The following is a 25,319-nucleotide window of genomic DNA, read 5'->3' as shown; positions in this document are numbered from 1 at the left end:
CTAGAGGCTGATCGGCTTGGGTGGAATCGCTTCGCGATTCCGCCGATGCCGTGGATCAGGCTCAAGATATGAGCGCGGGCATGATTCACGTTCTCGGCCGGACCCACGACTTGGGTCCACCTCAAACGATCATGCTCCGGGAGGTTGGACGTTCCCACCCTCCGACGGACTTCGATCCTGGGCCAGATACGGGACCGCAACGACAGATCGAGCAGCGAAGCCTGTTCCTTCAAAATGGGATTTACACGATGAAGAAATGCGCAGTGATCACAGGGATCACGGGTCAGGATGGCGCGTATCTGGCTCAGCTGCTTCTGTCCAAGGGCTATCGGGTCGTTGGCGTGGTTCGCCGGTCCAGCCATTATGGAGTCGCCACCCACCGTCTCGACTGGTTGGGGATTACCGATCAGGTCGAACTGGTCGATGGGGATCTTCTGGATCTCGGCGTCCTGTGCCGCATCGTGCGCGACTACAAACCCGATGAAGTCTACAATCTGGCCGCGCAGTCCTTCGTCAAGACGTCCTGGGCGCAGCCGGTCCTGACCGCCCAGGCGACCGGCGTCGGCGTCGTCAATGTGCTTGAGGCTGTTCGTCTCGAGGCCCCTGAAGCCCGGTTCTACCAGGCGTCATCGTCGGAAATGTACGGGCTGATCCAGGAAGAGAAGCAAAGCGAGAAGACGCCCTTCTATCCCCGCTCGCCCTACGCCGTCGCCAAGCTGATGGGCCACTGGATGACGGTCAACTATCGTGAAAGCTTCGGCATGTTCGCTTGCTCGGGCATCCTGTTCAATCACGAGTCGCCGCTGCGCGGTCTGGAGTTCGTGACGCGCAAGGTCACCGACGCGGTCGCGCAGATCAAGCTCGGCAAGGCGACCGAGCTGGCGATGGGCAATATCGACGCCAAGCGTGACTGGGGCCATGCGCGCGACTACGTCCGCGGGATGTGGATGATGCTGCAGCACGATGTGGCCGACGACTACGTCGTCGCCACGGGCCGGACCGTCACGGTCAGGGAGATGGTCAATGTCGCCTTCGCCCACGTCGGTCTGAAGGCCGAGGATTATCTGCGCATCGATCCCCAGTTCTTCCGACCGGCCGAAGTCGATGTCCTTCTGGGCGATCCCTCCAAGGCGAACCGCATCCTGGGCTGGGAAGCGACGACGACCATGGAGGAGATGATCCGGGAAATGGTGGACGCCGATCTGGCCCGTCACTCGGCGGGCGGCGCATAGTTCCCGGCAACGAAATGACGGACCGCAGCTTGCTCCCCGATGCCTGAAAATCCTGTGTCTCCTGTCCTGAATTTCGGTGCCGTTCTGATCACGGGCGGTGCGGGCTTCGTCGGGCGCAAGATGGTCCGGCGTCTTCGCGAGGCCCTCCCGCCGACCTCGCGGGTGGTGGTGGTCGGGCGGTCGAATGTGATCGTTCCGGATTGTGACTTCCTCGCCTTCGATCTCGAACACGGCGCCTCCGTCGACGGCGTCGTCGCGGCAGCGCGCCCGGACCTGATCGTCCACCTGGCCGCACAGTCATCGGCCGTAGGCGCGGCTGGAGCGACCTGGGGCACCAATCTGTCCGGGAGCCTGAACCTGGCCCGCGCGATCGGCCGATACGTACCGGACGCCAAGACCCTGTATGTCAGTTCGTCCGAAGTCTATGGCCTGGCGTTCAACCAGGGCACGGTCACCGAGGATACGCCCTGCCAGCCGCAGTCGGCCTATTCCCGCTCCAAACTGGCGGCCGAAGCGATGTTCAACGACGTTCTTCCAGCCACGTCGCAGCTGATCGTATGCCGACCCTCCAACCACAGCGGTGCGGGCCAGGAGGTCAAGTTCGCACTGCCATCCTTCGCCGAACAGATCATGTCGGGCCAGGATGAAATTCGCGTGGGAAACCTGGAGGCTCGCCGGGATTTTCTCCACGTCGACGACGTCGTCGATGCCTATGTCGCCGTGCTGAGCGAGCTGGCGCACTTCGGCAACCGGACCACCCTGAATGTCTGCTCGGGCGAATCGCGAAGCGTCGGCGTGTTACTGGACCGGATGATCGAACTGGCAGGCAGCAAGGCGCGCGTCGTTGTGGATCCGGACCGGTTCCGAAGCGCCGACATTCCGGTGGCCAGCATCAGCTCGGCAAGGCTGCGAAGCCTCACCGGATGGGCACCGACGCGGTCGATGGACACGATGCTGAGCGACGTGCTTCAGCACGCGCGCGACCGGCATCACGCGGGCTGAGACACACCAGACGCGGGTCTGGCCGCCTCTCCATCTCCCAGCATGTCGAGCGTGCGGATAAGCGCCACCAGATGACCGAGCGGGATCGGAGGACGGTCGAAATCGCGGATCGGCGGCAAGCCCAGGACCGTCCCCTGGCCGATCATCCGCGCAGCAATGAGACCTTCCACCATTTCGCCCAGTCCGCCCGGCACGGTCACCGTCGCGCTGGATGCCAACCCTTTTGACGTCACGGCCCTCGCACCGCCGCTCGCCGCCCCCCCGACGCCCCAGGTCGAGCGGAAATCCGGCGACTCGCAAATCTCGCGCAAAAAGTCGGTGAGCGGCATCGAGCCCATGAGCCCGGATGAATAGGTCAGGATGGCTGCGTCATCCGTCACCCGCGCGAGGGTGCCGAGCACCGCCGCGGCCAGGGCTTCGGCCACATTCGCATGCCGGGTGAAGGCGCTGCCGAACTCGCCTGACCCAATCAGCGCTTCGACGACCTGCGGGACCGACAATTCGCCGGATGCGAGCGCGCGGGCGTAGCCGTCCCGCTCCGCCGTTCCCGGGTCACGTTTGAGCACGACCTGATAGAGCTGGCCCACGATGGACTGCGCCTGCATCTGGTTCGGTCGACCGCGTTTTCCGGGCGTCGCCCCCTGGTGCGGCTTCAACAGGCCGATGGCTCGCAGAGCCCTCTTGATGCGCTTCTTCAGCATTGTACGTCCCCCGAAGGTGTGGTCTGGGCCCGGCCTGTCATTGGCTGGCCCAGACGGCGACCTGGCTGGCATAGTCGTCCCAGGTGGGCAGTTGCAGCGTTGCGGCGGCCTGACGCAAGACTTTGGCCGATGCGGGATCGCTGATCTGCAGCAGTGCCCGTACCAGGTCGTCGTGGGTCTGACGTTCCAGTCGGATCTGGCCCGCAGCCGGCAGACCGGAGACGGCCGGCAGGTTCGCGTCGATGACGACCGGCGTTCCCAGATACAGGCTCTCCAGCGCCGGCAGGCCGAACCCCTCGAACTGGCTGGGAAACAGGCAGCCCTGCGAGGATGCGATCAGCCGTGACAGGCGGGCGTCGTCGGGATCGTCGATGACCGATACGGTGGGGCAGGACGAGTCCAGGATGCGGCGGATGGACTCGCGCGGCTCCGGAGGGACGCGGCCGGCGATGATGAGCGGCAGCCGGGCGTCTTCGGATATCGCCATATAGGCGGCGAAGATCCGGTCCTGTCCCTTGCGGCCGTCCAGGGCCCCGGGGCACAGCAGCTGTGGGAGGACCGGCAGGTCGGCAGATCTGCGGCCGAGCGCATCGGCCCCGAGCACGATGACGGTATCCGGCGTGCCCGGGCGTCGCAGGACCCTCTGCGTATAGGCATCCCGCACCGCGCTGGAGATGTGGCAGCGGGCGTCCGTCACCTTCAGGAACTCGAGATAATCGTTGAACGGCCCGACGGTCGTAATGTTGAGTGCATCCGGCTGTGTCCACGCAAGGATGTCGTAGACAATGGCGCGGATGGAGATGTTTCGACCCTTCAGGCGCCTGTAGAACAGGGCCCGGGCGCGCGAGGCGAACAGTTCAGGCACCAGAACGCGATCCTCGCGGCGCAGGTCGAGGGGCGGCGTGGTCTCCGATGCCAGAAACTCGAGGCTTTTGCGCCGCGTCTGTTCGCCGTCCAGCACCGGATCGCCGGGACTGTCGATCAGGTAGGCGAGAAGTGCGTCGCGGACTGGCACAAGCCCACCTGCCCGCTCGTCGAACCAGACGACCCGGCGCGGGATATCGGCCGGCCACCGCCCCAGAAGCTCGCGGATGACGCGCTGGATCCCGGTCCGGATAGGGTTGGTGACGAACTCCGTGACGTCGATCAGGAGCGAGCCCATCAGCCCTGTCCGGCAGCCACCATCGCCGCCTTGACGTCGATGTCGATGTCCAGATGTCCCAGCAGGGCCTGGCAGTAGCCAACGGGCGAACGCGTTTCCGCAAACGCCCGGGCCTGGGCGACCGGGCGAGTACCGCTTCTGGTCTCCGAGAGTATGGCCAGGGCCGCTTCGGCGATGAGCAGGGACGACAGGCCGTCCGGCACGCGCTTCACGAAATCGGGGGCTTGCATCGCCTCGGCAAGGTGGGCGTTGGCGATCGATGGCAGCGCCGCCGAAATGCAGTCGTTGAGCGCGCCCGAGAGGCCGCCCATCTGATAGGTCCGCAGCTGCACCCCGATATCGGCGGCGATCAGATAGCTGTCGTAGGTCGCGTCGTCGATCGCCGTCTCAAACGTCCGGATGAAGGGGGCAAGGCCCAGCTGGCTCGCAAGGGTGCCCACCTGGGTCTTCATGTGCTGATTGCGCCCGCAGAACACGAGTTCCGCGTCGACGCCCCAGCTCCTCAGCATGTTCAGCGCCCAGATCAGTTCGAGAGGAGCCTTGTCCTCGCTCACGATGCCGAAGGTCACCAGCACGACCCGATCCGTCGGAATCCCCAGCGCCTTGCGGGCCCTGTCCCGATCCGCGCGCTTCAGCCGGTGCAACAGGGACGGGCGGTATTGGGCGAAGGGCAGCAGGCGCGGAGTCTTTCCATAGAGCCGCGCGATCTCGGCCGCAGTGGTCTGCGAATGCACCATCAGGGGTTCGCTTGCCCGAGCCACCTCGGACAGGAACAGGGTCGGGAGGTCGCGCTGGTTGTGCAGCCACCGCGTCACCTCGGCCTGATCCACCGGCCGGGCCATCTCGTCGGAGGCGAGTTGCACGGCCTCTGGTACGCCGCGCAGCAGATAGTAGAAGTTGATCATGCGGGCATCGTGAGCGATGCACCCGCCGCCGTTCTCAAGGAGAAAGTCCAGGATCTCGACGTGATGGTCCGAGTTGCCGATGACGCTGATCGTGGCGTCGAACCGGATCGGGCTGATCCCGGCCGCCGCAACAGGCTGCAATGACGCCCAACCCTCTTCCCAGCGGGCATCTGCGGTCGGGGTGAACATATGCAGGTCGGCCACGGCCTTGAGCGGAGCCAGCGTCAAGGCCGTGTAGTCAGCGACGCCAGACTGGGCCGGTGGCAGGGGACTGAGCACGGCGATCCTGGGACGTGCCCCGCGCTGGACCGCCGGGCTGCCGGGACGTGTCGCATCCGTGACGCGCTCGCTCGCGCGCGCCAGAACACCCTCCATGAACCGCTGGCCGACCGCCTCCACGGTATAGGCCCGCCACAGATCCGTCTGGGCCCGACGCAGACCATCCCAGGATTCCGGATCCTCGACCAGCCGCTCGAGCTGCCCCCTCAGCCTGTCCACGTCGTCGGGACCGAACCGCCAGTCGGGATCGCGCGCGAGCTCAGGGTGGGCCCCGACGTCGGAGGCGAGAACCGGCGTTCCGGCCGCGCTGCTCTCGACGATCGGGATCGAAAAGCCCTCCGCGCGCGACGGCACGACGGTCACCAGGCTGGATCGGTAGAGGGCCCGCAGCGCCTCGTCCGACAGATGGGCGTGGAAGGTGAGGTCCTGGGGACGCCCACCGGCCTGGCGGTAGCGGGTTCTCAGATCGTCGCGCATAGGCTCGGGATAGGCGCCGAAGACCGAGATGGAGACACCGTGGCGCCTTAGCAGGGCCGACGAGGCATGGGCCACCAGCCCGCATTCCGGATTCTTGCGCGGATCACCACCGCCGGCGACGACGATGTGCCCGCGCTTCTCATGGGGAATGAATGGATCGTCCTCGCGCGGCAACAGCGCACTCCGGACGGCGACGTTCGACACGAACACCCGTGCCGGGTCCACGCCGGTCCGGGCGATGAGGGCCCGGGCGCTGAAGTCGGAGATCGACGCGAACAAATCGAAGCGGCGTAGCCACGCAAGGGCGATGAGGTAGTCCGAACGCGCGGCCGGATCCATCAGATAGCGCTCGGGGAAATCGAGCGGAATGAGGTCATAGAAGAGACAGATGCGGTACAGATCGGGATCCAGCAGGAAGCCGCTGATCTTCATCGGATCGTGAGTCAGGGGCGAAAGACTGACGAACCAGCCGGGTCCGTCTCCCTTCCGCGCCCGCTTCAGGGTCGTGATCTCGTCAAAAAGCAGATCGTGAACAGGATGCAGCAGCGGCAGGAGGGGATCGATGACGCCCACGATCCTGGGACGGCCCCCTGGCCAGGCAAACCGCCGGATCGCCTGCAGGATGGCCGCGGAATGCTGACCCACGCCCCGGAAACGATAATTGTCGTCCTGCAGGGCGCGGGCGTCAACGTATAGGATCTGGGGCTGTCGACTGGCCATCATGTCCTGTCCGATGAGAAACGACTACGCCTCCGGGCCGCGGCCCGGCGTCCCGGCTGGACGACGGGCGGATGGGCAGGGCGGCCCGTCCCGGTCAGACGATCTCGATCTCCGGGAAGGGGAAGATGAACTTGCCGCCCTTGGCGATATACTCCTGCTCCCGCTGGAGGATACCTTCCTTGAAGTGCCACGGCAGGACCAGATAGTAATCCGGATTCATGGCTCTGGCCTCTGCCTCGGAGATGATCGGAATGCGCGTGCCCGGCGTGACGCGTCCGAACTTCTCGGGATTCACCTCCGCGATGGCTGGGACTTCCTTTTCTGTGATCCCGCAGAACTGAAGGGTCACATTGCCCTTGGTCGACGCTCCATACCCCAGGACCTTCTTGCCATCGGCGGCCAGCGCCTGGAGCAACCGCACCAGATCGGCCTTGTGACGGAACACCCGATCCTCGAATTCGCGGAACGGACGCACCGTGTTGAGGCCCATCCGGTCTTCCTGTCCGAGCAGCCAATCGATCACGGCGTCGTTGGCGCGTCGCCGGGACGCCTTGTGACCGGCGGTGACGGCGAAACTGCCGCCGTTGACACTGTTCATCTGGACATCGATCAGGCGCAGCCCGGCTGCATCCAGGATCTTCTGCACGACGCCCAGCGAGTAGTATTCGAGATGCTCATGGCAGATGGTGTCATAGGACACGGTCCGCAGCATGGCAGGCATGTAGCTCTGCTCGAAATGCCAGACACCATCAGGCGCGAGCACGGAGGCGATGTCCCGGGCGAAGGCGATCGGATTGTCCAGATCATAGAACATCGCGATCGACGTCACGATCTGGGCCCGGTCTCCGCCAGCCTTGCGGAAATTCTCGGCCGAGAAGAAATCCGGAATCAACCGGATGTCGTCCGGATAATATTCCTTGAATTTGGCCCCCGTCGGGTCGATCCCGATGCGGGTCAGCCCAGACGTAGAGTAAGCCTTCAAAGACGTGGCATCGTTTGAGCCGATATCCAGAACAGTATCGCCAGGCTTGAGATCGACCAGCTTCTCAAGAAATCCGATCTTCTGAGTAAGGTGACGGACCATCGAGGCGTTCAGGCCAGAACGATATCCATAGTTCTCGCCATACATTTCGCCTGGATCGAAGCTGTGACCCAGTTGCAGAAGACCACTGTCGGGGCACCAGACAAGTTCAAGAGGACCCGACGTCACTGCATCACCCGGGCGAGGAAACACACCCGTCAATTCTTGTTCACCGAGGTGGAGTACTGGAATGAGATTGCGACTCCCACTCACACGGCAAGCCTCAAGGCGAGTATAGCTGCCTCTCATCATATATTCCTTGGACGCTGTCTGGATTTTTTCAGTTAGCCTCTATGCCGTCGCCTGTGCAGCGTCAACCACAGACGCCGTATCCACGGGCGATCAGCGCATGGCGGAGACGCATCGGCTCATGCCCTGGCGCCCTGCATGGGCTTCCAGAAGATCGAGGCCACGGTCAGCTCCGGACGGACACGAATCTCCCCCTGACCGGCCAGCGTGAATCGAACATCGAACTCGTCTACCGGGCGCGCCAGTTCGAACTCGAGATCGATCGGCACCCACGCCCGGTTCGCCAGACGGGCCCCATCGATTGACGTGCGGGCTACGACGTCGTCGCCCCCGATACACGCCTCGATCACGCCTGCGGACGGATCGTTCGCCTTGCCGACCCTCTGGACCTGAACGGTTGCGCGGTAGCGCCCGGCCCGAAGGGGCAGGCTGCGTCCGACCCGCATTGTGCCAGCGGGCAAGCCGGCCACGCCCCTGTCGGGCAGGGCGAGATTGTTGCTGGCCGTTGCGGCTCCGGCGCGCTGCAACAGCACGTCCATGCGCTCCACATCGGCGGGGCGTTCGGAGGGCCGGACTTCGGCCCACCAGGCCAGCGAGCGTTCCGGTGCGTCGGCGCCCGCCACAGCCCGGGTGACCATGTCGAAGACCGCAGCCGAAGACTCATGGCATGGCTCAAGAGGCTCCCCGTCCGGGCCGCGCGCCAGCAGCAAACCCTTGGGACGCGTGATGTCGAAGCCTGCACTCTGGATCAACGCCACGGCTTCGGCCCAGGTCAGTTCAACCGGTCGCGCCGGCCGTGCCAAGGTGCCCGCAACCTGCCGGTTGGTGCCCGCCAGAATCATCACTCCCCCGGGGCGAAGGAGCCGTCTGGCTTCCGAAAGGAAGACGATGATCTGCTCGGGCCATAGACGTTCGAGCCAATGGCCGACCCAGAGGATGTCGATCGTGCTCGCCTGCGCGTCAAACCGGCCGTCGCGATCGCGTCCAATCCAGCCCTCGTCAGCGCGTTTGCTGTCGTCCTCCCGGACGTCCAGATGACGGGCCCGATCGTCGGCCTGCCGATTGAAGGCGGTGGATCCGATATCGCCCGCGGACTCGAGATGCAGGACGGTCCGACCCGCGACCTTCAGTCTGCGGAGCAGCGCGGCCATGCAGGTCGTCAGAATCTCGCTCGACTCGATCAGCAACGAATTCTCCCGGGGCCCGGCGAAATGGAGGGGGTCAGAGCCGCCGCATCATGAGGCTGCAGTAGCCCGACAACGGCGTATCCCGTGTCACGAGCTGCAGCACGCCCCCCTCGGAGTTGTGGATCTCGAACTGCTCGAACGGCAGAAGGGCCGTCACATCGCGGTAATCGAGGCCGCGCCGCTCCAGATGCGGAATGTGCAGTTCCAGATGAATATGGGTGGCCAGATCGAACAGCCAGGGGAATCGGGTCAGCAAATCGTACTCGAACCCCTCGATGTCCATTTTCATGAAATCGCCGTAGCGCCAGGCCAGCGACCGGACGTCGATCACCCGCATTTGCTCGACGAAATCGACCAACATGCCGGCGCTGCTGCCCTCGGCACCGTCGTGATCGGTCATCGTCCCCACGGCCGCGCCGATGTTCACCACATTGGAGATGCCATTCAGCAGGAACAGAAGCGCCGACACCTCGACGTTGATCATCGACGGCTCGAACGAATAGACGAAGCCGCCATCGCCCACGATCCGCGCATAATAGGCGGCCCAGACCCCATGATGGCCGCCAAAGTCGTAGATGACCTTGGCGTCATCCAGAAGGCCGATGCTGCGCTCGATCGTGAAGTCGAAATTCTCGGGTGGTGCCGACCCGTACCATTCGACGCCCTGTTCGTTGATGATCGGCACCGAAAAGGCGATGTCGCCGAAGGTCAGGTGGCGAATCGAGGGCTCCGCCAGCAACTGGCCAGCCAGATTGGGACTCAGGCGCGCGATACGAGTCCGCGTCGATTCGGCGAGCAGTTCCAGACGCTTCTGGTCAGACGCCGCCGTCAGGGTTGCAACCGCAGGGATGGTTGCGCGCGTTTCCTCATCCGCAACGCCGTACTGGCGATACAGCGACCTCAAAGTGTGGACGTACTGCCTGTAGGCCTTGAGATTCATTACCGCCTGCCCTCTCGCCGACCCCGTCCGGAGCCGTGTGCCGAGCACTCGACCTATCTCAAGCCAAGGGTGTCCGAAAGTCCGATTTTTTGTCGTTCTGCCGATCTGATGCAGGCCTTGCGTGCAACGCGCGGTCCTGCATTCCCCGGTCGCGTCGGCTGCCGGAAAAAACCTTTCTTGACGACGCGGGCAAGGGCTGTAGGACGCCTTTCTCAGGCAGGGGCCGTGGCGAGGGGACTTCCGTGACTCCCAGGACGAGCAAGACAGGAGGCTCGCTGCGCACCGGCCTCGCGGGTGCGGGGCAGTGAGGCAAACGACGGCTGAGCTGGAGCCGTTGGTCACGCCAGGCGGCGGCTATCTTCCGGCCATGGTGACATACGCCCAGAATTTCGAGGACGTCATGCTGAGACGCGCCCTCCAGGATATCGACACCGGTTTCTACATCGACATCGGGGCGTGGGACCCGGTCGAGCTGTCCGTGACAAACGCTTTCTACGCAATGGGCTGGCGCGGCATCAACATCGAGCCCAACCCGGAGTTCGCCGAAAGGCTTGTCGCTGCGCGGCCGCGCGACATTACCCTTGCCTGCGCCGTCAGCGACGCGGACGCCAGCGCTGTCTTCCACGTCGTGGAAGGGACCGGTCTGTCACATCTCGCCGACCATGAACCGGAGGTGATCGCCCTCAATCCGGCACCCCGACGAGACATCAGCGTCGAGACGCGGCGGCTTGATTCCATCTGGAACGAATTCGTCGGCGATGCCTGTGTCGATTTTCTGAAGATCGACGCCGAGGGTGCCGAGCACCTGATCGTCGCCAGTACCGATTTCAAGGTCTACCGTCCGCGGATCATTGTCCTGGAAGCGACGGAGCCGTTCAGTCAACGCGCCGCCTGGTCAACCGTGGAGCCGCTCATCCTCGCGGCCGACTATCTGTTTGCCTATTTCGACGGACTGAACCGCTACTACGTCCGCGACGAGGATGCCGACCGACTGGCGGCATTCGCCCTGCCACCCTGCCTGTTCGATAATTTCACGCCGTGCGCCGTCGTCGCCCTGCAGATGCGGATCGACGAACTGACGGGCGCCTTCCATCATCAGAACGACCTGATCACGCTCCAGCGCAGTCAGATGGACCTGATCCGGACCGAGGCGCTCGGTATCGCGCAATCCGCTTTCGAACGTTTGTCGGAAACCCTCGGCCCGCCGGACCTGGGTAAGGGCGATACGACGGCGGGGCCCCGGCCATGAAGGTTCTGGTCGACGGCCGCGTCTATTCTTCGGGCGCCTATGATCGCGGTATGGGCCGCTATGTCGATCACGTCATCGATCTGCTGCAGAGCAAGGGCCATGAGGTCTGCGTGCTTCTGTTTCAGGACTGCCATCTGGAACGATCGTCGCCCCTGCTGCAGGCCTGCGGCATCAGGTATGCCAACTACAATGTGGAAACCCTGGCGCCGACGACGGACCTGCGATACCGCGACGCCCACAACTTCACCACCTTCCTTTCGAAGCTGGTCGCCCTCGACGGCTTCGACCTCTACGTCGATGCCACTCCCTTTCTGTCACCGATGCGGTTCGACCTGCTGGCCTGTCCGGTCGTCACGATCTGTTACGACTTCATTCCGCTGAAGCTGCTCCACGACTACATCACCAACGAGGTCGTCGTTGAAATCTACTACAACGGCCTGTCGCGGGTTCTGAAGGCGGACCACGTCATCTCGATCTCGGAAACAGTGGCCCTCGAGGCTGCGCAGTTCCTGGGGCTGGCCCCGGAGGCCATCAGCGTCATTTCTCCCCGCCTGGATTCGATCTACGAGACGTGGACCGATACGAACGACGGGGAGGAAGATGCGCCCTATCTGTTCGGAATGGTGGGGGGGCACAGGTCCAAGAACCCCGACGTCGCCATTCGCATGTATCGCGACATCGTCGATGCCGGCGTGGCCGCTGTCCGGGTGAACGCGCCGACGAAGGACCAGTTCGAACACCTCAAGGATGCCGGGCTGCTGAAGGGCATCGAGGCGACCTATTCGGTCACCGAGGTCGAGAAGCTGGAACTCCAGTCCCGCGCGCACGTCATCTCTCACCTGTCGCTGGAGGAAGGATTCGGTATTCCGCTGCTCGAGGCCATCTTCCTGCGGCGCAAGGTCATCGTGCTCGATATTCCGATGAACCGGGAGATCCTTGGCAAGAGCGACCGGAGCGACGCCGGTGCGGTGTTCTGGCTGGACGCCGACAACCAGGTGCTGCCGATCGAGACGTTCTCGGCGTTCCTGCAGATGGACCCCGATCCCGGCTATTTCGACGACGTGCGGTCCTACTATCTCGGGCATTGGCGGGACTCCGCCACCGTGGCGGATCGTGCCCTTCAGTCGGCAGTCGATGCCAGCGCCCGCTGGTTCTCGGATGTTCAGTTCAAGATCTTTTCCTCGATCCCGGGCAGCTTCTGCGGCGTGGCCGACTACTCACTCTGCTATGTCCGCAGCACACCCTCCAACGTCGTCCTGTTTTTCTCCGAGGGAGACCAGAAGACGGTTTCGCATACACCGAACGTCAGGCTGGCGGCGCACGGCGAATACGAGAATTTCCAGAAACGGCATCCCGGCGTGCCGGGACTGTTCAACCTGGCCTTCTCCCAGGCCCTCTATCCGGGCATCGAGCTACTGCAAGCCCATGCCCAGGCGAGCGACGTCCTGCTGATTCACGAGCGGGCCTATGTGCCCGGGCTCTGGCACTTCAAGGCGCAGAAGGGCGAGCTCGACGACCTGGCGCTCAGCTTGCCCCGCAGCTCTGAGCGGGCCACCTCGGCTGCGGCGACCGATCTGGCCCTGTCGCACCTGGTCAACAAGCGGGAGACGGCCGAGAAGAGCCGGCCCGCGCTTTCGCCGGACTGGTTGGTCGCCAGGCCCATCACCATGGTCTCGCACCTGCCCAAGCCTGTCCTGGCAAAGATGCATGAGGCCCGACAGGCCGACAGCGAACTTCAGAACGACCTGGACGAACTCGAGGGATCGTTCGCCTTCGTGCCGCTGGGGATTGATCCCCGCGGAGGGCCGGCCGTAGCCAGGGCTGCGCAGGCCGCGCGGCGTCGCCACGGCGTCCAGGCGGACGACATCGTGCTGGGACATTTTGGATTGATCCTGAATGACATCAAGCGCCTGGCCGAGATCATCGACGTCACGGCCCGATTCATCGCCCGGAAAAAGGCCGAAGGCGAGGCGCGCAGACTTTTCTTCGTCCTTTCGGGCAAGATTATCGACCAGAAGTTGTTCGACGACGCGAGGGCCCAGTTCGCTCGACTGGGCATTGCATCGCGCCTGATTCACTCCAATCCCGTGCTGGAGGATGACTTCGATGCCGAGATCGCCATGTGCGACGCGGTCTTCTGCTTCCGCAAGCAGATCAGGGGGCAGCTGTCGCACATCTTCGTCCGCGCCCTGTCGATGGGACGGCCAGTGATCGTGAACGAGGACAGCGGCTATGCCTACGATCCCCGACTTGTCGTTCAGGACAGGTCGCTCGAGGTCGGCCTGCAGGGCGTCCTGCAGACGATCTGCAATCGTGACATCGCTGCCGAGCTGCGGCGCATATCCTACGCCCAGTACCAGAGACACCATAGAGGCGATCGCAGCCTGCAACGCATACTGAAAAAGAAGAGGCCATGGACACGCTTCCCCGCAGCAAGATTATCGGTATCGAGGATTTTGCGAACGCTGAGCTCAGCCCTTACCTGGAAGCCGCAGCCTTCGAGGACACTCTAGAGTTCGGCTTCGACGCCGAAGCCGTAACCCCGGACTGCAAGCTCTGGGAAACCGCCATGGCGCTCCGGACGCTCGATGGTGCTGGTCTTCTGAAGACCGGCAGCATGATCTGCGGTGTGGGTGCAGGCGCGGGCCCGACCACCTTCGCCGTCGCCGAGCGCGGATGTATGGTGTTCGCTGCGGACCGGTATCTCGAGGTCACGCCGCGGTCCGACGTGACGCCGGCGGCCATGATGGTGCGGCCGCAGCAGTATACGCGTCGAGCCCTCGCCCGTGGCAGCGTCATCCCGGTTCACTCGGACCCCCGCGCCCTCGGGCTACCCGACAGCCATTTCGACGGCGTGTTCGCCAGCTCCGAGGTCAGCCGACTGGGCTCGGCCGGCAGCCTGACCGCCGCGATGGAAGAGATCGGGCGTGTGCTGAAGCCAGGCGGGGTTGCCTCTGTCGTCGCAGAGTTCCTGCTGGAAGGCCCGAACGGGGCGACCGGCTTTGATGAGGACTTCCTGCTTCTCACGCCCGACATGATCCAGCGATACATCGTGGAGCCATCCGGACTGGAGTTGCTGGACGCGCCGACGTTCGAACTGTCTCGCCAGACCTATGACGCCCGGGCTGTCCTGAAGGATTTCGGATCCACCGTCCGTTCACCCCGGACCGTCGACCAGAAGAAAAACGTCTTTCCCAACCTCGTCATCTTCCACGAGGGATTTCTGTTCTGCCCGATACACCTGGCCCTTCGCAAACCCCTCGCCGCCGCGACGCCGAAGTCCCGGACCGCACCGATCAGCGCGCGGTTCTCGAAAGCGGTCGAGCAGCAGGCGATCGCCGCATCCGGCGCGCTCTCCCGCCAGATTCACATGTGGAAAGATGCCTACGGCCGTGACGACGACGAGGTCGGCCGCAAGAACGCGGAAATCAAACAACTGTCGGCCGCCAATGCCACGATGAGCGCCTATGACCAGAGGCGGGCCGCCTTGCAGCAGATCCTCGACGGCGTCCTGAACGGGCCTGCCAGCGGGGACCTGGCCGCCCGGCTCCGCGACGCGGGCTACAAGGGCTTCTCCTGGGTCGAGGCGGGTCGATGGGCGGGTCCTGCGATCAGCACGGTGATCGGCCAGGACGCCGACCCCGTCATGATATCGGGCGGTCGCAAGGGCGTCCTCTGCTACGGACCCTATATCAGCTTGCCGCGCGGTCGCTATCGCGTCGAGATCGATGTCTTTGTGCTGGACAGGGCCAGAGGCACGCTCGAATGCGCGGTCATTGAAAACTTCGGGGCAAGGACGGTCGTCGAGGAGACAGTGGCCGTGACGACCTTGCCGAAACGCTCGGCCGAGCCCCGACCGATCGTCCTTCAATTCGACCTGGACGAGCCCATTACCAATGCCGAGTTCAGGGTGATCACTGACTCCGCCAGCAATGTGGCGGTCCGCGGCATCGCGCTGATGGAGCGTTGGCTGGAACCGGTGGGCCCCGTCAAGGACAAGGCGGGGTCTACGGCTCCCCGACGGGCCGCGGCCCGCATCATCAAGGCGCCGTGAACGTCAGACGCCGCTCCACCCGAAGACCCGCGACGCCGTAGCTGAAGAGCCTGTTCTGGAAACCGAACCGCATGTCCGCGAGTTCGAACTCGAGCGTGATCGGTTTCCATTCACCTTTCGGCAGCATCTTGCCGGTCAGTTCCGTGCGGCACTCAATGATGGAGCCGTCGTCGAAAATTACATCGACATGGCCCAGGATCTGGCCGGGCTTGATGTCGGTGGTGCGCATCACATTCAATGTGGTGCGATACCGCCCCGCCTTGATCGGCGCATACGGCCCGAAGGACAACGGGCCGTTATCGCCAATCCCGGACTGCCACGCCAACCGTCCATCGGCCAGGGTCTCCGGCTTTCCGATCGTGGTCACCAGTCGGTCCATCCGTTCCGGCCAGCCGGTCGCCCAGTACCGGGCGATGATCTCCTGCACCCTGGCCATGTCGGGCTCCCGGTCGGCCCGGACCGCCTCGATCCACCAGAGATAGGAGTTTTCGGCATCGTCGATGGCCGCGACGGATCGGAAGACCAGGGTGGGCGGGGAGATGTCCGCCAGGCCATCGATCGGCAAAACCTCGCCCGTCGCCCCGTCGCGACACAGCAGGATGCCGGCGACCCGCTGCACGTCGAAACCGGCCGCCGTCACCAGCGCCTCGGCCTCGTCGACCGTCAGTTCGACCATGTGCTCGGGATGGGCGCCGCCGTAGATCTGTGTGATCGCCCGGTTCGGGCTATCGATGATCATGCGGCCGCCGGGGCGGAGCACCCGGTGCGCCTCGGCCAGGAAGCCGGCGACCTCCTCCTGCCACAGGTGTTCGATATTCTGGCCCGACACCAGCAGATCGGCGACGCCGCTCTCGACGTCAGGCATCGATCCAGCGGTATTGGCGACCCACTCCACGTTATCCGGCAGGACCGCGGGAGGTGCCGAATAGTATTCGACACCAATATGACGCGCCGGCGCGCCACAGGTTGCATCGATCCAGTCGAAATACCATTGACCGGCAGCACCTATACTGACCAGGACTTTTCCATCTGCGCGCGTACGGGCCAGGTTGGCCGTCCTGCCAGCGTGCAGAACGGGGCTCAGATCAAAAGACAAGGTCCACCCTACGTTCAGCCGAGATGGGGGCCTCACTACACCAAAAAGAGAGGATGTCACGCGCTGTCGGCCCGCTGCGGCAGCTTGCTTCCTCCTCTGCGCCGACTAGAAGGGGTTGTCTGATTCCGGCCGCTGACAGCCTTGGAGACCTGCCATGTCCGCCGAGGGGGATATCGACCGGATCGTCCAGGAAGCACATTTTCCGATCGGGTCGGCACCCGGCGTCATGGTCGAGATCGGAGCTGCGCATCCGGACGACCTGTCCATCAGCCGCCGTTTTCGCGACATGGGCTGGCGGATCGTGGCGGTCGAGCCCAACCCGGTCTTCTGCGAGGAACATCGCAAAAGGGGCTATGACGTGCTGCAGTTTGCCTGCAGCGACCACGATAGCGATGATGCGAGCTTCACCGTCGTCGAGAGCCGGGACTCGATCTACCATGGCGTCAACGTAACGTTTGAATCGTTTTCGTCTCTGGGCCTGCGGGACAAGTTCGCCGAGCTGCACGGGACGGTCGAAACCCGGACATTCCAGATCCCGGTTCTGGTCCGTCGCCTGGATCGCCTGATGGCAGAGTTCGCACCGGACGTGACCGGCATCGATCTGCTCGCGATCGACGTGGAAGGCTGGGAGCTGGATGTCATGCGCGGCTTCGATCTGGAGCGCTTTGCCCCCCGCGTCGTGATTCTCGAGAATCTGTTCGATGACCCCGCTTATCGGGACTATATGGTGGAGCGCGGCTACAGGCTCTGGGACACCATCGTCCCGAACGAGGTCTATGTCCGGATGAGCCGTCAGAGCTGAGCGGCCCTTCGTAGACGTCTCTCCCTCGACGAGGGGCAGGGGAACTTCAGCAGCGCCCAAGCGGGACATGCAACCGAAGGCGGTCGGGTGCGCTCCGGAAGAGGGCGGGCGAACAGGTCGTCCAGAGTGTCGGCCCTGGCTTTCGCCTCGTGAGCCTCCGGCACCCGTCAGGCCAATATGCCAGATCCTCTGCATTCCATCTCTGCCAGGGAGGCCGTGGTGACGGACGGGGAGGCCGGGTCTGCTGACGCCCTGCCCCCGGTCACCGGGCAGGATGCCTCGCCTCTTTCACGGGGCTGTCCGCGGAAGATGTCCGCTGGGCCTATCGTGTCCTGCTGTCGCGCGAACCGGAATCGCAGAGCACGATCGACCTTCAGCGAACCAATCCCGACATGGATGCCTTGAGGCGATCCCTGACCAATACCGGGGAGTTCACCACGCTCCACGCCCAACCCTATGCCATTCCGATCTTTCTCATTCCGGAAGCGATCGACGGGCGGATAGAAATCTTCGAACCGACCCTCGAGTCACCCTCTTCCCAGATGTGCACGGCCAGCCAGGCCGACGAGGAGCACTATCGCAGGTTCTGCGAAACAGCCGGATTTCCGCCTGATGAGCTGCACCGCAAATACTGGGAGTGGAGTTTCATCTATCGCGTCATCGAGGACGCGGGATTGTTCGGAAGGGGTGCGCGTGGCCTTGTTTTCGCCGTCGGGACCGAGCCTCTGCCCGCCATGTTCGTCGCGCGGGGTTGCGATATCCTGGCGTCTGACGGGCCGCAGGACGCCAAGGACATGTGGGCCTCCGCTGGCGAGCATTCGGACACCGTCGAGGCGCTCTACAAGCCGGGCATCTGCTCGCTCGACGACATGAGGTGCCATGTCGAAACGCGAACCATCGACATGCTGGACCTGCCTGACGACATAGGCGGCTTCGACTTTTTGTGGTCGTCCTGTTCCATCGAACATCTGGGCGGCATCGAAATCGCCGGCGACTTCGTCAAAAATGCCATGCGGATGCTGAAACCGGGCGGCATTGCAGTGCATACGACCGAGTTCAACCTGTCCTCAAACACGGCCACCATTGATGGCTGGCCCACGTGCATCTTTCGAAAGACGGACCTCGAGGCCCTGACGCGGGATCTCGTCGGCCTGGGACACAGCGTGAGCGACTGGAACTTCTGGCCCGGGGCCAATGGCGAGCGCGACGCCCACATCGATTATCCGCCGCACGCGCCTCCACATCTGAAAATCGGACTGTACCAATTCACGGCGACCAGCATCGGGATGATCATCCGAAACGCCGGAGCCGATTTCGCTGGCCCGCCGGCGCGGCAGGGCGCGTCTGCCGTTCCCGGCCTTTGAAGAGGTTGCAAAACCACGGATCACCATGGAGCTTCGCCTGGATATCGGCCGGGGGTGCGAACGCTGACAAGGGCTGCCGGGGCGGAGGGATTTGCGTGGGCGTGGGTCACCCGATGACCCAGACGTCGGTCTTCAGCGCCGCATTCTGATCACCGACATCGGGGCTCCCGGAGCGATTATCCCGCAGGACGGCGCAGATCTCCTCAAGATCACCGGAAGGATCGTAGCGCGTCGTCGCCGATGCCTTAATCCGTGACACCGCCTTCGCCCCCCGCTATCTCGCGCCCATGGACGAACTCGAACGCCAATCCGAGGAGCGGGGCTGGGCCACGGCGAAGACGCTGGCCGAGGCTCTGCCCTATATCCAGATCTATGACCGCGAGACCGTGGTCATCAAATACGGCGGCCATGCCATGGGCGAGACGGCCGTCGCCCGGCAGTTCGCAGCTGACGTCGTGCTGCTGAAGCTGATGGGCGTGAATCCGGTCGTAGTGCACGGCGGCGGGCCGCAGATCAGCGCCATGCTGGACAAGGCGGGGGTGAAGTCGAACTTCGTCGACGGCCTGCGGGTCACCGATCGCGACACCATGGCGGTCGCGGAAATGGTCCTGTCGGGCGCGGTCAACAAGGAGATCGCTCACTGGATCAGTGTCGCCGGCAGGGAGGCCGACGTGCGCGGCATCGGCCTGTCGGGCAAGGATGCCGGCCTGCTGACGGTCGAGAAGACCACCCGCACCAAACGCGACCCCGACAGCCTGATCGAGCACGAGGTCGACCTGGGCTTCGTGGGCGAACCCACGAAAGTCGATCCCAAGCTGATCGCTGGACTGATCGCCTCGGAGACCGACGACTGGGTGCCCGTGATCGCGCCGATCGGCGTGGCTGAGGACGGCCAGACCTACAACGTCAATGCGGACACTGTGGCCGGTGCCGTGGCCGGGTCGCTGAACGCCAAGCGGATGCTGCTGCTGACGGACGTCAAGGGCGTGCTGGACAAGAAGGGCGACATCATCCGCCAGATGACCCTGGCCGAGGCACAGGGTCTGATCGACGACGGCACGGCGTCCGGCGGCATGATCCCCAAGCTGCAGACCGCCATGGACGCGGTGCGGGCCGGCGTGGAGGCTGTGGTCATCCTGGACGGGCGGCGGCCCCACGCCATGCTGGTCGAACTGTTCACCGAATACGGCGCGGGGACGCTGGTGAAGGCGTGAGTGTCGATCTAAGCCATGTCGACACCTGGGTCTTCGACCTGGACGACACCCTGTATCCGCGCGAGCAGGGGGTGATGGGTCTGGTCCAGGGGCGGATCAACGCCTTCATGGTCGATGCCGTGGGCCTGCCCGCCGACGAGGCGAAGGTGCTTCAGAAGCAGTTCCTGAACGAACACGGCACGACCCTGGCCGGGCTGATGGCCAACTATGCGATCGATCCGGAAAAATTCCTGCGCGAGGTCCACGACGTGCCGCTGGACACGCTGGAGCCGAACCCCCGGCTGGACGCGGTCCTGGACGGTCTGCCGGGCCGGAAATACGTCCTGACCAACGGCGCGCGATTCCATGCGGCGCGCGTGCTGGAGCGGATCGGGATCACCGACCGGTTCGACGGCGTCTTCGCCATCGAGGACATGGACCTGACCCCCAAGCCCGCGCCATCGACCTATCGCCATTTCGTGGAGCGGTTCCGGATCACGCCGCACCGCGCCGTCTTCTTCGAGGACACGCCGCGCAATCTGGCCCCCGCCAAGGCACTGGGCATGGCCACCGTCCTGATCGGCGACGGCCATGGCCACGAGATCGGCGACTGGGTCGATGCCCGCGCGCCCGATCTGCTCGACTTCCTGCACCCCCTGTCGATGAAGGACGCCGCATGACCGACCACACCGCTCTGGAAGCCGTGATCGAATCCGCCTGGGACGCGCGGGCCGAGCTGACGCCCGCGACCGGCGGCGAGACCCGCAAGGCGGTCGAGACCGCCATCGCCCTGCTGGACTCGGGGCAGGCCCGCGTGGCCTCGCGTGGCGAGGACGGCGTCTGGACGACGCATCAGTGGCTGAAGAAGGCGGTGCTGCTGTCCTTCCGGCTGAACGACAACGAGATCATGCGCGGCGGCGACCGCGGTCTGTCCTCGCCCGCGCCGGGCGTCGGTCCCTGGTATGACAAGGTGCCCAACAAGTTCGGCGACTGGACCGGCAATGACTTCAGGGAAGCGGGTTTCCGCGCCGTGCCGGGCTCCATCGTGAGGAAGGGTGCCTTCATCGGCAGGAACGTCGTCCTGATGCCCAGCTTCGTGAACATCGGGGCCTATGTCGACGACGGGTCGATGGTCGACGGCTGGGCCACGGTCGGGTCCTGCGCCCAGATCGGCAAGAATGTGCACCTGTCGGGTGGCGTCGGGATCGGCGGGGTGCTGGAGCCGCTCCAGGCCAATCCGACCATCATCGAGGACAACTGCTTCATCGGCGCGCGCTCCGAGGTCGTCGAGGGCGTGATCGTGCGCGAAGGCGCGGTCCTGGCCATGGGCGTCTATATCTCGTCCTCGACCAGGATCGTGGACCGGGCGACCGGAGAGGTCCTGCGCGGCGAGGTTCCGGCCTATTCGGTCGTGGTGCCGGGCGCCCTGCCCGACCCCAACGGCGGGCCGTCGCTTTACTGCGCCGTGATCGTCAAGCGCGTGGACGCACAGACCCGCGCCAAGACGGCGATCAACGACCTGCTGCGGGACTGAAGCCCGGGACGTCCCCGTCGCAGGTTAGCCCTGGCGCGGAGCCTTTCGGCGAGAGGCGCGGGCGGGGCCGGGCTTCGGCGGCACGATCGTGGCTGTGGCTTCCATGGCGATGACGTCGTCCGGGGCCGTCAGGCGAAGCCGGGTGCCACCCGCCTTCAGGCGACCGCTTTCCAGCACCCGCCAGTCTGCCCCCAGACGAATCGCGGCATCGACGATGTCCAGCAAATCCTGGCCGCCCGCGGCCCCTGCGCCGTTTCGCAGCCGGACACATTCGGCGAGCAGGGCGGACGCGGCTCTGACCTCGGGGGGACCCGAACGGCCGATGTCCGCCAGGGTGCCGTAGCGCCAGCCCTTTTCCGGCGGCCGCTCCATCATCAGGGTCCAGCGGGCTTCCGGCGTCAGATGCTCGCCCAGAAACGACCAGGAACGCGCGCCGGATCCCTGGCGATAATGCCCCGGAGCCGTCGGCAGACCGTGGCGGGCATAGATCTCCAGCGCGGTCCGTTCGATCCCGTCCAGCAGTTCGGACCCCGGCGGCTGAACCCGCACCACCGCCTCCCACGGGTCGATCCCGGCCGGCGCGTCGATCCCGGACCGATCGCGACCGTGGCGGGCACCCAGGCGGCCGAGCAGGTCGCGCCACATGCCTGTGGTCCTAGTTGTTGGTCAGGGTGCTCGTCACCGACAGGTCGTAGACGACGCGGGTCACCTGCTGGATCAGGCCGAAGAACTTGCTGACCTCGGCCGACAGGGCGCGCGGCGCATAGATGATGTCCTCCGGCTGGATCAGGAAGCTCCCGGCCGTGAACAGGCCTTCGCCCTCTTCCAGATTCAGGCGATAGATGACCGGTACACCCCGGATCGTCGCGGGCTGGGTGATCCCCAGGGCCTGGGCCACCTCGGGGCGCTCGAACCGGAACACCATGACCGAACGCGCATTGGCGGCACCGTCGTTCAGACCGCCGACCCGGCTGAGCGCCCCGGCCAGGGTGGTCTCGCCCGCAGGCATGTCCACCTGGGTGATCGCGCCCAGGGCACCGAAGGTGCTGTAGCGGCGGGGGACGTAGGACAGGCTGACCAGATCGCCGGCCTGGAGCCGGATGTTCTCGGCGAATTCGGAAGAGACGGAGGTCAGGGGTGCCGAATAGGTCTGGTCACCGCGTCGGACATCGACCCGGACGTCCTGCGTCGGACGCGCCGAACCGCCGGCCGCGGCGATGACATCCAGAATGGTGTTGGAGTTGACAGACAGCGGCTTGCGACCCGGCGAGCGGACCTCGCCCAGGACCGTCACGGTGTTGGAGGCGTTCTCGGCCAGCGCGACACTGACCTGGGGGTTGCCGACCTTGCCGACGAGCGCGCGCCGGATGGCCGCGGCCGCCTCGGTGGTGGTCAGTCCGGCCACATGAACCGAGCCGGCATAGGGGACACTGACCGCACCGGCCCGATCGACCGTCGCCGCAGGCAGGGCCTGCCCTCCCGAACGAACATTGGTGCTGGACGAACCGCCGCCGAACAGGGCTCCGCCTGGCTCGAAGACCGAAACGATCAGCTGATCGCCCTCGCCAATGACGTCGATCGGCCGGGTGCTGGCGGCAGCGGCGAGGGAACCCCCATAGGGGGCGGCCGTCGCCTTGATCCTTTCGGCCACGGCATAGTCCAGTGGCACGATGGCATAGGAGGCTCCGTTGGCGCCGGCCTCTGCGCCGCGCTCGATGGCCCGTCCCGACGGACCGTCGCGCGGCACGGTGGAGCATCCGCCCAGGGTGGCGAGAATCAGCACGGCAAGCACGGAGCGTTTCATGGGACCCACTTCAGTCAGACTCGCGGTGCTTACCGGCCTTTGGGCATCGATGCCAGAGGAGGCTCAGCCCGTGCCGTGAGATGCGTCCCTGGGGTCTGCACTGCCGGGTCGCTGGCAGCGGGCCTTCAGAGCAGCTTCAGCGCCGCAAAACCGCCGATGAAGACGACCAGGCCGACCACGCTCCACAGCGCCAGGCGACGCTCGACGACCTCCAGCATGGCTGGCCCCCAGGTTTTCAGCACCCAGGCCTCCATGAAGAATCGCGCGCTTCGCGTCACGACCGAGGCCAGAACGAAGATGCCGAAGTTGAAATGGGCGAGGCCCGAGGCGATGGTCACCAGCTTGTAGGGGATGGGCGTCAGACCCTTGATCAGAATGACCCAGACGCCGAACCGGTCGTACCAGTGCTGGAACTCCGCCAGGCCGTCGGCGTGACCCAGCAGCCGCATCAGTCCCTGTCCCAGGTCGGTCAGGTAGAAGCCGATCAGATAGCCCAGCACGCCGCCGATCACCGAGCCGATCGAGGCGATCGCCGCGAACCGGTAGGCCCGCTCCGGCCGCGACAGGATCATCGGAGCCAGCATGACCTCGATGGGAATGGGAAAGATCGACGCCTCGGCGACCGACACGGCGGCCAGCGCCTTTTCGGCATGGGGGCTGCGGGCCAGGGTGAAGACCCAGTCGTACATCTTTCTCAGCATGGCCTCCGCTCTAGCAGGCGACGGGGCCTGCCGCGACCTGAAGATGTGACGCACGACGCGGTGCGAACGGCCCGGCTTGGCTTGTGGCGCTTGCGACACTAGGTTCCGCGCCAACAGGCCGGGGTGCCCGGCCAATAAACGATATCAGGAGACGCACGATGGACGACCTGACCGCGCATACCGCGACGCCGGACGCCACGATTCCCGCTCTCGAGAATCCGCTGGGCGTGGACGGCTTCGAGTTCGTGGAGTTCACCGGCCCCGACCCGCAGGCCATGATCCGGCAGATCGAGATCATGGGCTTCGTCCAGACCCATGTGAACCCGAGGAACGGCGTCGTCCGCATGAAGCAGGGCGACATCACCTTCCTGGTCCACACGAAACCGGAGGGGCACGCCGGCGAGTTTGCCCGCGACCACGGCCCGTCCGCCAACGGTATGGCCTTCCGTGTCAACGATGCCCGGGCCGCCTATGACGCGGCGGTGTCGCGCGGGGCTCACCCGGCCGACGCCCAGAATGGCGGTGCCCTCGGCGAGGGTGCCTATGTCCTGCGCGGCATCGGCGGGTCCCTGCTGTACATCATCGACGCCTATGGCGAGGGCGGCTCCCTCTATGACAGCTGGGACGAGATCGAGGGCTGGGAAGAGGCGGAACGCCGGAACAACGTCGGCCTGCACCTGCTCGACCATCTGACCCACAATGTGAAACGCGGCCAGATGCGGACCTGGTCCGGCTTCTACGGCGACGTTTTCGCCTTCGAGGAGCAGAAATATTTCGACATCAAGGGCAAGGCGACAGGCCTGTTCTCGCAGGCCATGATCGCGCCCGACCGTGCCATCCGCATCCCCCTGAACGAGAGCCAGGACGACAACTCCCAGATCGAGGAGTTCCTGAAGCGCTACAACGGCGAAGGCATCCAGCACATCGCCCTGGCGACCGACGACATCTTCGCCACCGTCGAGGCGATGCGCGAGCGCGGCGTCCGGTTCCAGGATACGATCGAGACCTATTTCGAGCTGATCGACAAACGCCTGCCGAACCACGGGCACGACGTGGAACGCATGCGCCGGAATCGCATCCTGATCGACGGGTCGGACGAGGAGGGCCTGCTGCTGCAGATCTTCACCCAGGACACCTTCGGCCCGATCTTCTTCGAGATCATCCAGAGGAAGGGCAACGAGGGCTTCGGCAACGGCAACTTCCAGGCCCTGTTCGATTCCATCGAGCTGGACCAGATCCGCCGCGGCGTCATCAAGGTCGACGCTCATTAAGGTCGCCCCGCCTCATTGGATGCCCTTCCTCGGCCCCGTCGCGGCGGCGGTCGTGGGCGGGCTGGTGGGCGAATTCGGCCTGGGCGGGGGATTCTGGATGGTCCTGGGCTGCGCCCTGGTCGGCGGCTTCGCGCCGATCGTCGGCTACCGCGTCTGGAAATGGTCGCACCACAGGCGCGAGCCCTGAGCCTGCGACCGGAACTGACGTGGGCCGATGCCAGAACGTGGGTTCCCGGGCCGATCCGCCCGAACGGGTCGGACGGGTCGGACGGGTCGGACGGTGTTTTTCAGACGGTGCGTCGGCTGGACCGGTCGG

Annotated in this window: 22 protein-coding genes; 12 read left to right on the top strand and 10 right to left on the bottom strand. The window is 64.9% G+C overall.

Annotated features, from left to right (window positions below):
* Positions 1–248 precede the first annotated feature (248 nt).
* Complete coding sequence (gene gmd / locus O3139_RS03135) at positions 249–1,232, top strand: GDP-mannose 4,6-dehydratase (RefSeq protein WP_269515455.1); 984 nt, start codon at positions 249–251, stop codon at positions 1,230–1,232.
* A 54-nt stretch (positions 1,233–1,286) separates the two neighbouring features.
* Positions 1,287–2,234, top strand: coding sequence for an NAD-dependent epimerase/dehydratase family protein (locus tag O3139_RS03130; protein ID WP_269515454.1), 948 nt, complete (start codon positions 1,287–1,289; stop codon positions 2,232–2,234).
* Here the strand turns inward: O3139_RS03130 and O3139_RS03125 are convergent.
* The 6 genes from O3139_RS03125 to O3139_RS03100 all read right to left on the bottom strand — a co-directional run bounded on the left by O3139_RS03125 (position 2,222) and on the right by O3139_RS03100 (position 9,935).
* Positions 2,222–2,935, bottom strand: coding sequence for a DUF4214 domain-containing protein (locus O3139_RS03125; RefSeq protein ID WP_269515453.1), 714 nt, complete (start codon positions 2,933–2,935; stop codon positions 2,222–2,224). The genes O3139_RS03130 and O3139_RS03125 overlap by 13 nt on opposite strands.
* Positions 2,936–2,972: 37 nt before the next feature.
* A complete protein-coding gene (locus tag O3139_RS03120) occupies positions 2,973–4,097 on the bottom strand; it encodes a glycosyltransferase (protein ID WP_269515451.1) in 1,125 nt (374 codons plus the stop codon).
* Positions 4,097–6,481, bottom strand: a complete 2,385-nt coding sequence (locus tag O3139_RS03115) for a glycosyltransferase (protein ID WP_269515450.1) — start codon at positions 6,479–6,481, stop codon at positions 4,097–4,099. Before O3139_RS03115 ends, O3139_RS03120 begins: the two co-directional genes overlap by 1 nt.
* 91 nt (positions 6,482–6,572) lie before the next feature.
* Positions 6,573–7,808, bottom strand: coding sequence for a class I SAM-dependent methyltransferase (locus O3139_RS03110; RefSeq protein WP_269515449.1), 1,236 nt, complete (start codon positions 7,806–7,808; stop codon positions 6,573–6,575).
* A 119-nt stretch (positions 7,809–7,927) separates the two neighbouring features.
* Positions 7,928–8,995, bottom strand: a complete 1,068-nt coding sequence (locus O3139_RS03105; RefSeq protein WP_269515448.1) for a hypothetical protein — start codon at positions 8,993–8,995, stop codon at positions 7,928–7,930.
* A gap of 34 nt (positions 8,996–9,029) precedes the next feature.
* Positions 9,030–9,935, bottom strand: coding sequence for an FkbM family methyltransferase (locus tag O3139_RS03100; protein ID WP_269515447.1), 906 nt, complete (start codon positions 9,933–9,935; stop codon positions 9,030–9,032).
* Between the two features lie 367 nt (positions 9,936–10,302).
* Between O3139_RS03100 and O3139_RS03095 the strand changes: the two genes are divergently transcribed.
* Genes O3139_RS03095 through O3139_RS03085 form a run of 3 tightly spaced genes read left to right on the top strand, consistent with a single transcriptional unit; the run spans position 10,303 to position 15,238 of the window.
* Positions 10,303–11,184 carry an FkbM family methyltransferase gene (locus O3139_RS03095; protein ID WP_269515446.1) on the top strand — a complete coding sequence of 294 codons (882 nt, stop codon included), beginning with the start codon at positions 10,303–10,305 and terminating at the stop codon, positions 11,182–11,184.
* Positions 11,181–13,697, top strand: coding sequence for a glycosyltransferase (locus O3139_RS03090; RefSeq protein WP_269515445.1), 2,517 nt, complete (start codon positions 11,181–11,183; stop codon positions 13,695–13,697). Before O3139_RS03095 ends, O3139_RS03090 begins: the two co-directional genes overlap by 4 nt.
* Entirely contained in the window at positions 13,598–15,238 is a 1,641-nt protein-coding gene (locus O3139_RS03085) for a class I SAM-dependent methyltransferase (protein ID WP_269515443.1), read from the top strand. Before O3139_RS03090 ends, O3139_RS03085 begins: the two co-directional genes overlap by 100 nt.
* Here O3139_RS03085 and O3139_RS03080 read toward each other — a convergent pair.
* A complete protein-coding gene (locus O3139_RS03080) occupies positions 15,225–16,334 on the bottom strand; it encodes a methyltransferase domain-containing protein (protein ID WP_269515442.1) in 1,110 nt (369 codons plus the stop codon). The genes O3139_RS03085 and O3139_RS03080 overlap by 14 nt on opposite strands.
* 154 nt (positions 16,335–16,488) lie before the next feature.
* Between O3139_RS03080 and O3139_RS03075 the strand changes: the two genes are divergently transcribed.
* The 5 genes from O3139_RS03075 to dapD all read left to right on the top strand — a co-directional run bounded on the left by O3139_RS03075 (position 16,489) and on the right by dapD (position 21,227).
* A complete protein-coding gene (locus tag O3139_RS03075; RefSeq protein WP_269515441.1) occupies positions 16,489–17,136 on the top strand; it encodes an FkbM family methyltransferase in 648 nt (215 codons plus the stop codon).
* A gap of 401 nt (positions 17,137–17,537) precedes the next feature.
* A complete protein-coding gene (locus O3139_RS03070; RefSeq protein WP_269515439.1) occupies positions 17,538–18,500 on the top strand; it encodes a class I SAM-dependent methyltransferase in 963 nt (320 codons plus the stop codon).
* A 287-nt stretch (positions 18,501–18,787) separates the two neighbouring features.
* Positions 18,788–19,714, top strand: a complete 927-nt coding sequence (gene argB, locus O3139_RS03065; protein ID WP_269515438.1) for an acetylglutamate kinase — start codon at positions 18,788–18,790, stop codon at positions 19,712–19,714.
* On the top strand, positions 19,711–20,373 hold the full coding sequence (locus O3139_RS03060; RefSeq protein WP_269515437.1) for a pyrimidine 5'-nucleotidase: 663 nt from the start codon (positions 19,711–19,713) through the stop codon (positions 20,371–20,373). The genes argB and O3139_RS03060 overlap by 4 nt, the downstream gene beginning before the upstream one ends.
* Positions 20,370–21,227, top strand: a complete 858-nt coding sequence (gene dapD, locus O3139_RS03055) for a 2,3,4,5-tetrahydropyridine-2,6-dicarboxylate N-succinyltransferase (protein WP_269515436.1) — start codon at positions 20,370–20,372, stop codon at positions 21,225–21,227. Before O3139_RS03060 ends, dapD begins: the two co-directional genes overlap by 4 nt.
* Before the next feature lie 24 nt (positions 21,228–21,251).
* Here dapD and O3139_RS03050 read toward each other — a convergent pair whose 3' ends face one another.
* The 3 genes from O3139_RS03050 to O3139_RS03040 all read right to left on the bottom strand — a co-directional run bounded on the left by O3139_RS03050 (position 21,252) and on the right by O3139_RS03040 (position 23,732).
* On the bottom strand, positions 21,252–21,872 hold the full coding sequence (locus O3139_RS03050) for a hypothetical protein (RefSeq protein WP_269515435.1): 621 nt from the start codon (positions 21,870–21,872) through the stop codon (positions 21,252–21,254).
* 10 nt (positions 21,873–21,882) lie between these two features.
* Positions 21,883–23,031 (bottom strand): polysaccharide biosynthesis/export family protein, encoded by a 1,149-nt coding sequence (locus O3139_RS03045; RefSeq protein ID WP_269515434.1) that lies wholly within the window; start codon positions 23,029–23,031, stop codon positions 21,883–21,885.
* 125 nt (positions 23,032–23,156) lie between these two features.
* On the bottom strand, positions 23,157–23,732 hold the full coding sequence (locus O3139_RS03040; protein WP_269515432.1) for a YqaA family protein: 576 nt from the start codon (positions 23,730–23,732) through the stop codon (positions 23,157–23,159).
* Between the two features lie 158 nt (positions 23,733–23,890).
* Between O3139_RS03040 and hppD the strand changes: the two genes are divergently transcribed.
* Both hppD and O3139_RS03030 read left to right on the top strand, forming a co-directional pair.
* Positions 23,891–25,003: a 4-hydroxyphenylpyruvate dioxygenase gene (gene hppD, locus O3139_RS03035; RefSeq protein ID WP_269515431.1), complete on the top strand. Its 1,113-nt coding sequence runs from the start codon at positions 23,891–23,893 to the stop codon at positions 25,001–25,003.
* Positions 25,004–25,022: 19 nt separating this feature from the next.
* The gene (locus tag O3139_RS03030) at positions 25,023–25,190 is read left to right on the top strand and encodes a hypothetical protein (RefSeq protein ID WP_269515430.1); all 168 of its coding nucleotides are present in this window, start codon (positions 25,023–25,025) and stop codon (positions 25,188–25,190) included.
* Positions 25,191–25,319 lie beyond the last annotated feature (129 nt).

Origin of the sequence: Brevundimonas subvibrioides (genome assembly GCF_027271155.1) — a bacterium.
Taxonomy (GTDB): domain Bacteria; phylum Pseudomonadota; class Alphaproteobacteria; order Caulobacterales; family Caulobacteraceae; genus Brevundimonas; species Brevundimonas subvibrioides_D.
Note: the sequence above shows the minus strand (reverse complement) of the source record. Positions and strands in the feature narration are given on the sequence as shown.

What these genes read in the sequence shown, in the direction of transcription:
- O3139_RS03095 (WP_269515446.1), top strand. Translation starts at nt 10,303, where the DNA reads ATGGTGACATACGCCCAGAATTTCGAGGACGTCATGCTGAGACGCGCC.
- dapD (WP_269515436.1), top strand. Translation starts at nt 20,370, where the DNA reads ATGACCGACCACACCGCTCTGGAAGCCGTGATCGAATCCGCCTGGGAC.
- O3139_RS03075 (WP_269515441.1), top strand. Translation starts at nt 16,489, where the DNA reads ATGTCCGCCGAGGGGGATATCGACCGGATCGTCCAGGAAGCACATTTT.
- hppD (WP_269515431.1), top strand. Translation starts at nt 23,891, where the DNA reads ATGGACGACCTGACCGCGCATACCGCGACGCCGGACGCCACGATTCCC.
- O3139_RS03085 (WP_269515443.1), top strand. Translation starts at nt 13,598, where the DNA reads ATGGACACGCTTCCCCGCAGCAAGATTATCGGTATCGAGGATTTTGCG.
- O3139_RS03110 (WP_269515449.1), bottom strand. Translation starts at nt 7,808, where the DNA reads ATGAGAGGCAGCTATACTCGCCTTGAGGCTTGCCGTGTGAGTGGGAGT.
- O3139_RS03090 (WP_269515445.1), top strand. Translation starts at nt 11,181, where the DNA reads ATGAAGGTTCTGGTCGACGGCCGCGTCTATTCTTCGGGCGCCTATGAT.
- O3139_RS03030 (WP_269515430.1), top strand. Translation starts at nt 25,023, where the DNA reads ATGCCCTTCCTCGGCCCCGTCGCGGCGGCGGTCGTGGGCGGGCTGGTG.
- O3139_RS03040 (WP_269515432.1), bottom strand. Translation starts at nt 23,732, where the DNA reads ATGCTGAGAAAGATGTACGACTGGGTCTTCACCCTGGCCCGCAGCCCC.
- O3139_RS03050 (WP_269515435.1), bottom strand. Translation starts at nt 21,872, where the DNA reads ATGTGGCGCGACCTGCTCGGCCGCCTGGGTGCCCGCCACGGTCGCGAT.
- O3139_RS03115 (WP_269515450.1), bottom strand. Translation starts at nt 6,481, where the DNA reads ATGATGGCCAGTCGACAGCCCCAGATCCTATACGTTGACGCCCGCGCC.
- argB (WP_269515438.1), top strand. Translation starts at nt 18,788, where the DNA reads ATGGACGAACTCGAACGCCAATCCGAGGAGCGGGGCTGGGCCACGGCG.
- O3139_RS03125 (WP_269515453.1), bottom strand. Translation starts at nt 2,935, where the DNA reads ATGCTGAAGAAGCGCATCAAGAGGGCTCTGCGAGCCATCGGCCTGTTG.
- O3139_RS03100 (WP_269515447.1), bottom strand. Translation starts at nt 9,935, where the DNA reads ATGAATCTCAAGGCCTACAGGCAGTACGTCCACACTTTGAGGTCGCTG.
- O3139_RS03045 (WP_269515434.1), bottom strand. Translation starts at nt 23,031, where the DNA reads ATGAAACGCTCCGTGCTTGCCGTGCTGATTCTCGCCACCCTGGGCGGA.
- gmd (WP_269515455.1), top strand. Translation starts at nt 249, where the DNA reads ATGAAGAAATGCGCAGTGATCACAGGGATCACGGGTCAGGATGGCGCG.
- O3139_RS03120 (WP_269515451.1), bottom strand. Translation starts at nt 4,097, where the DNA reads ATGGGCTCGCTCCTGATCGACGTCACGGAGTTCGTCACCAACCCTATC.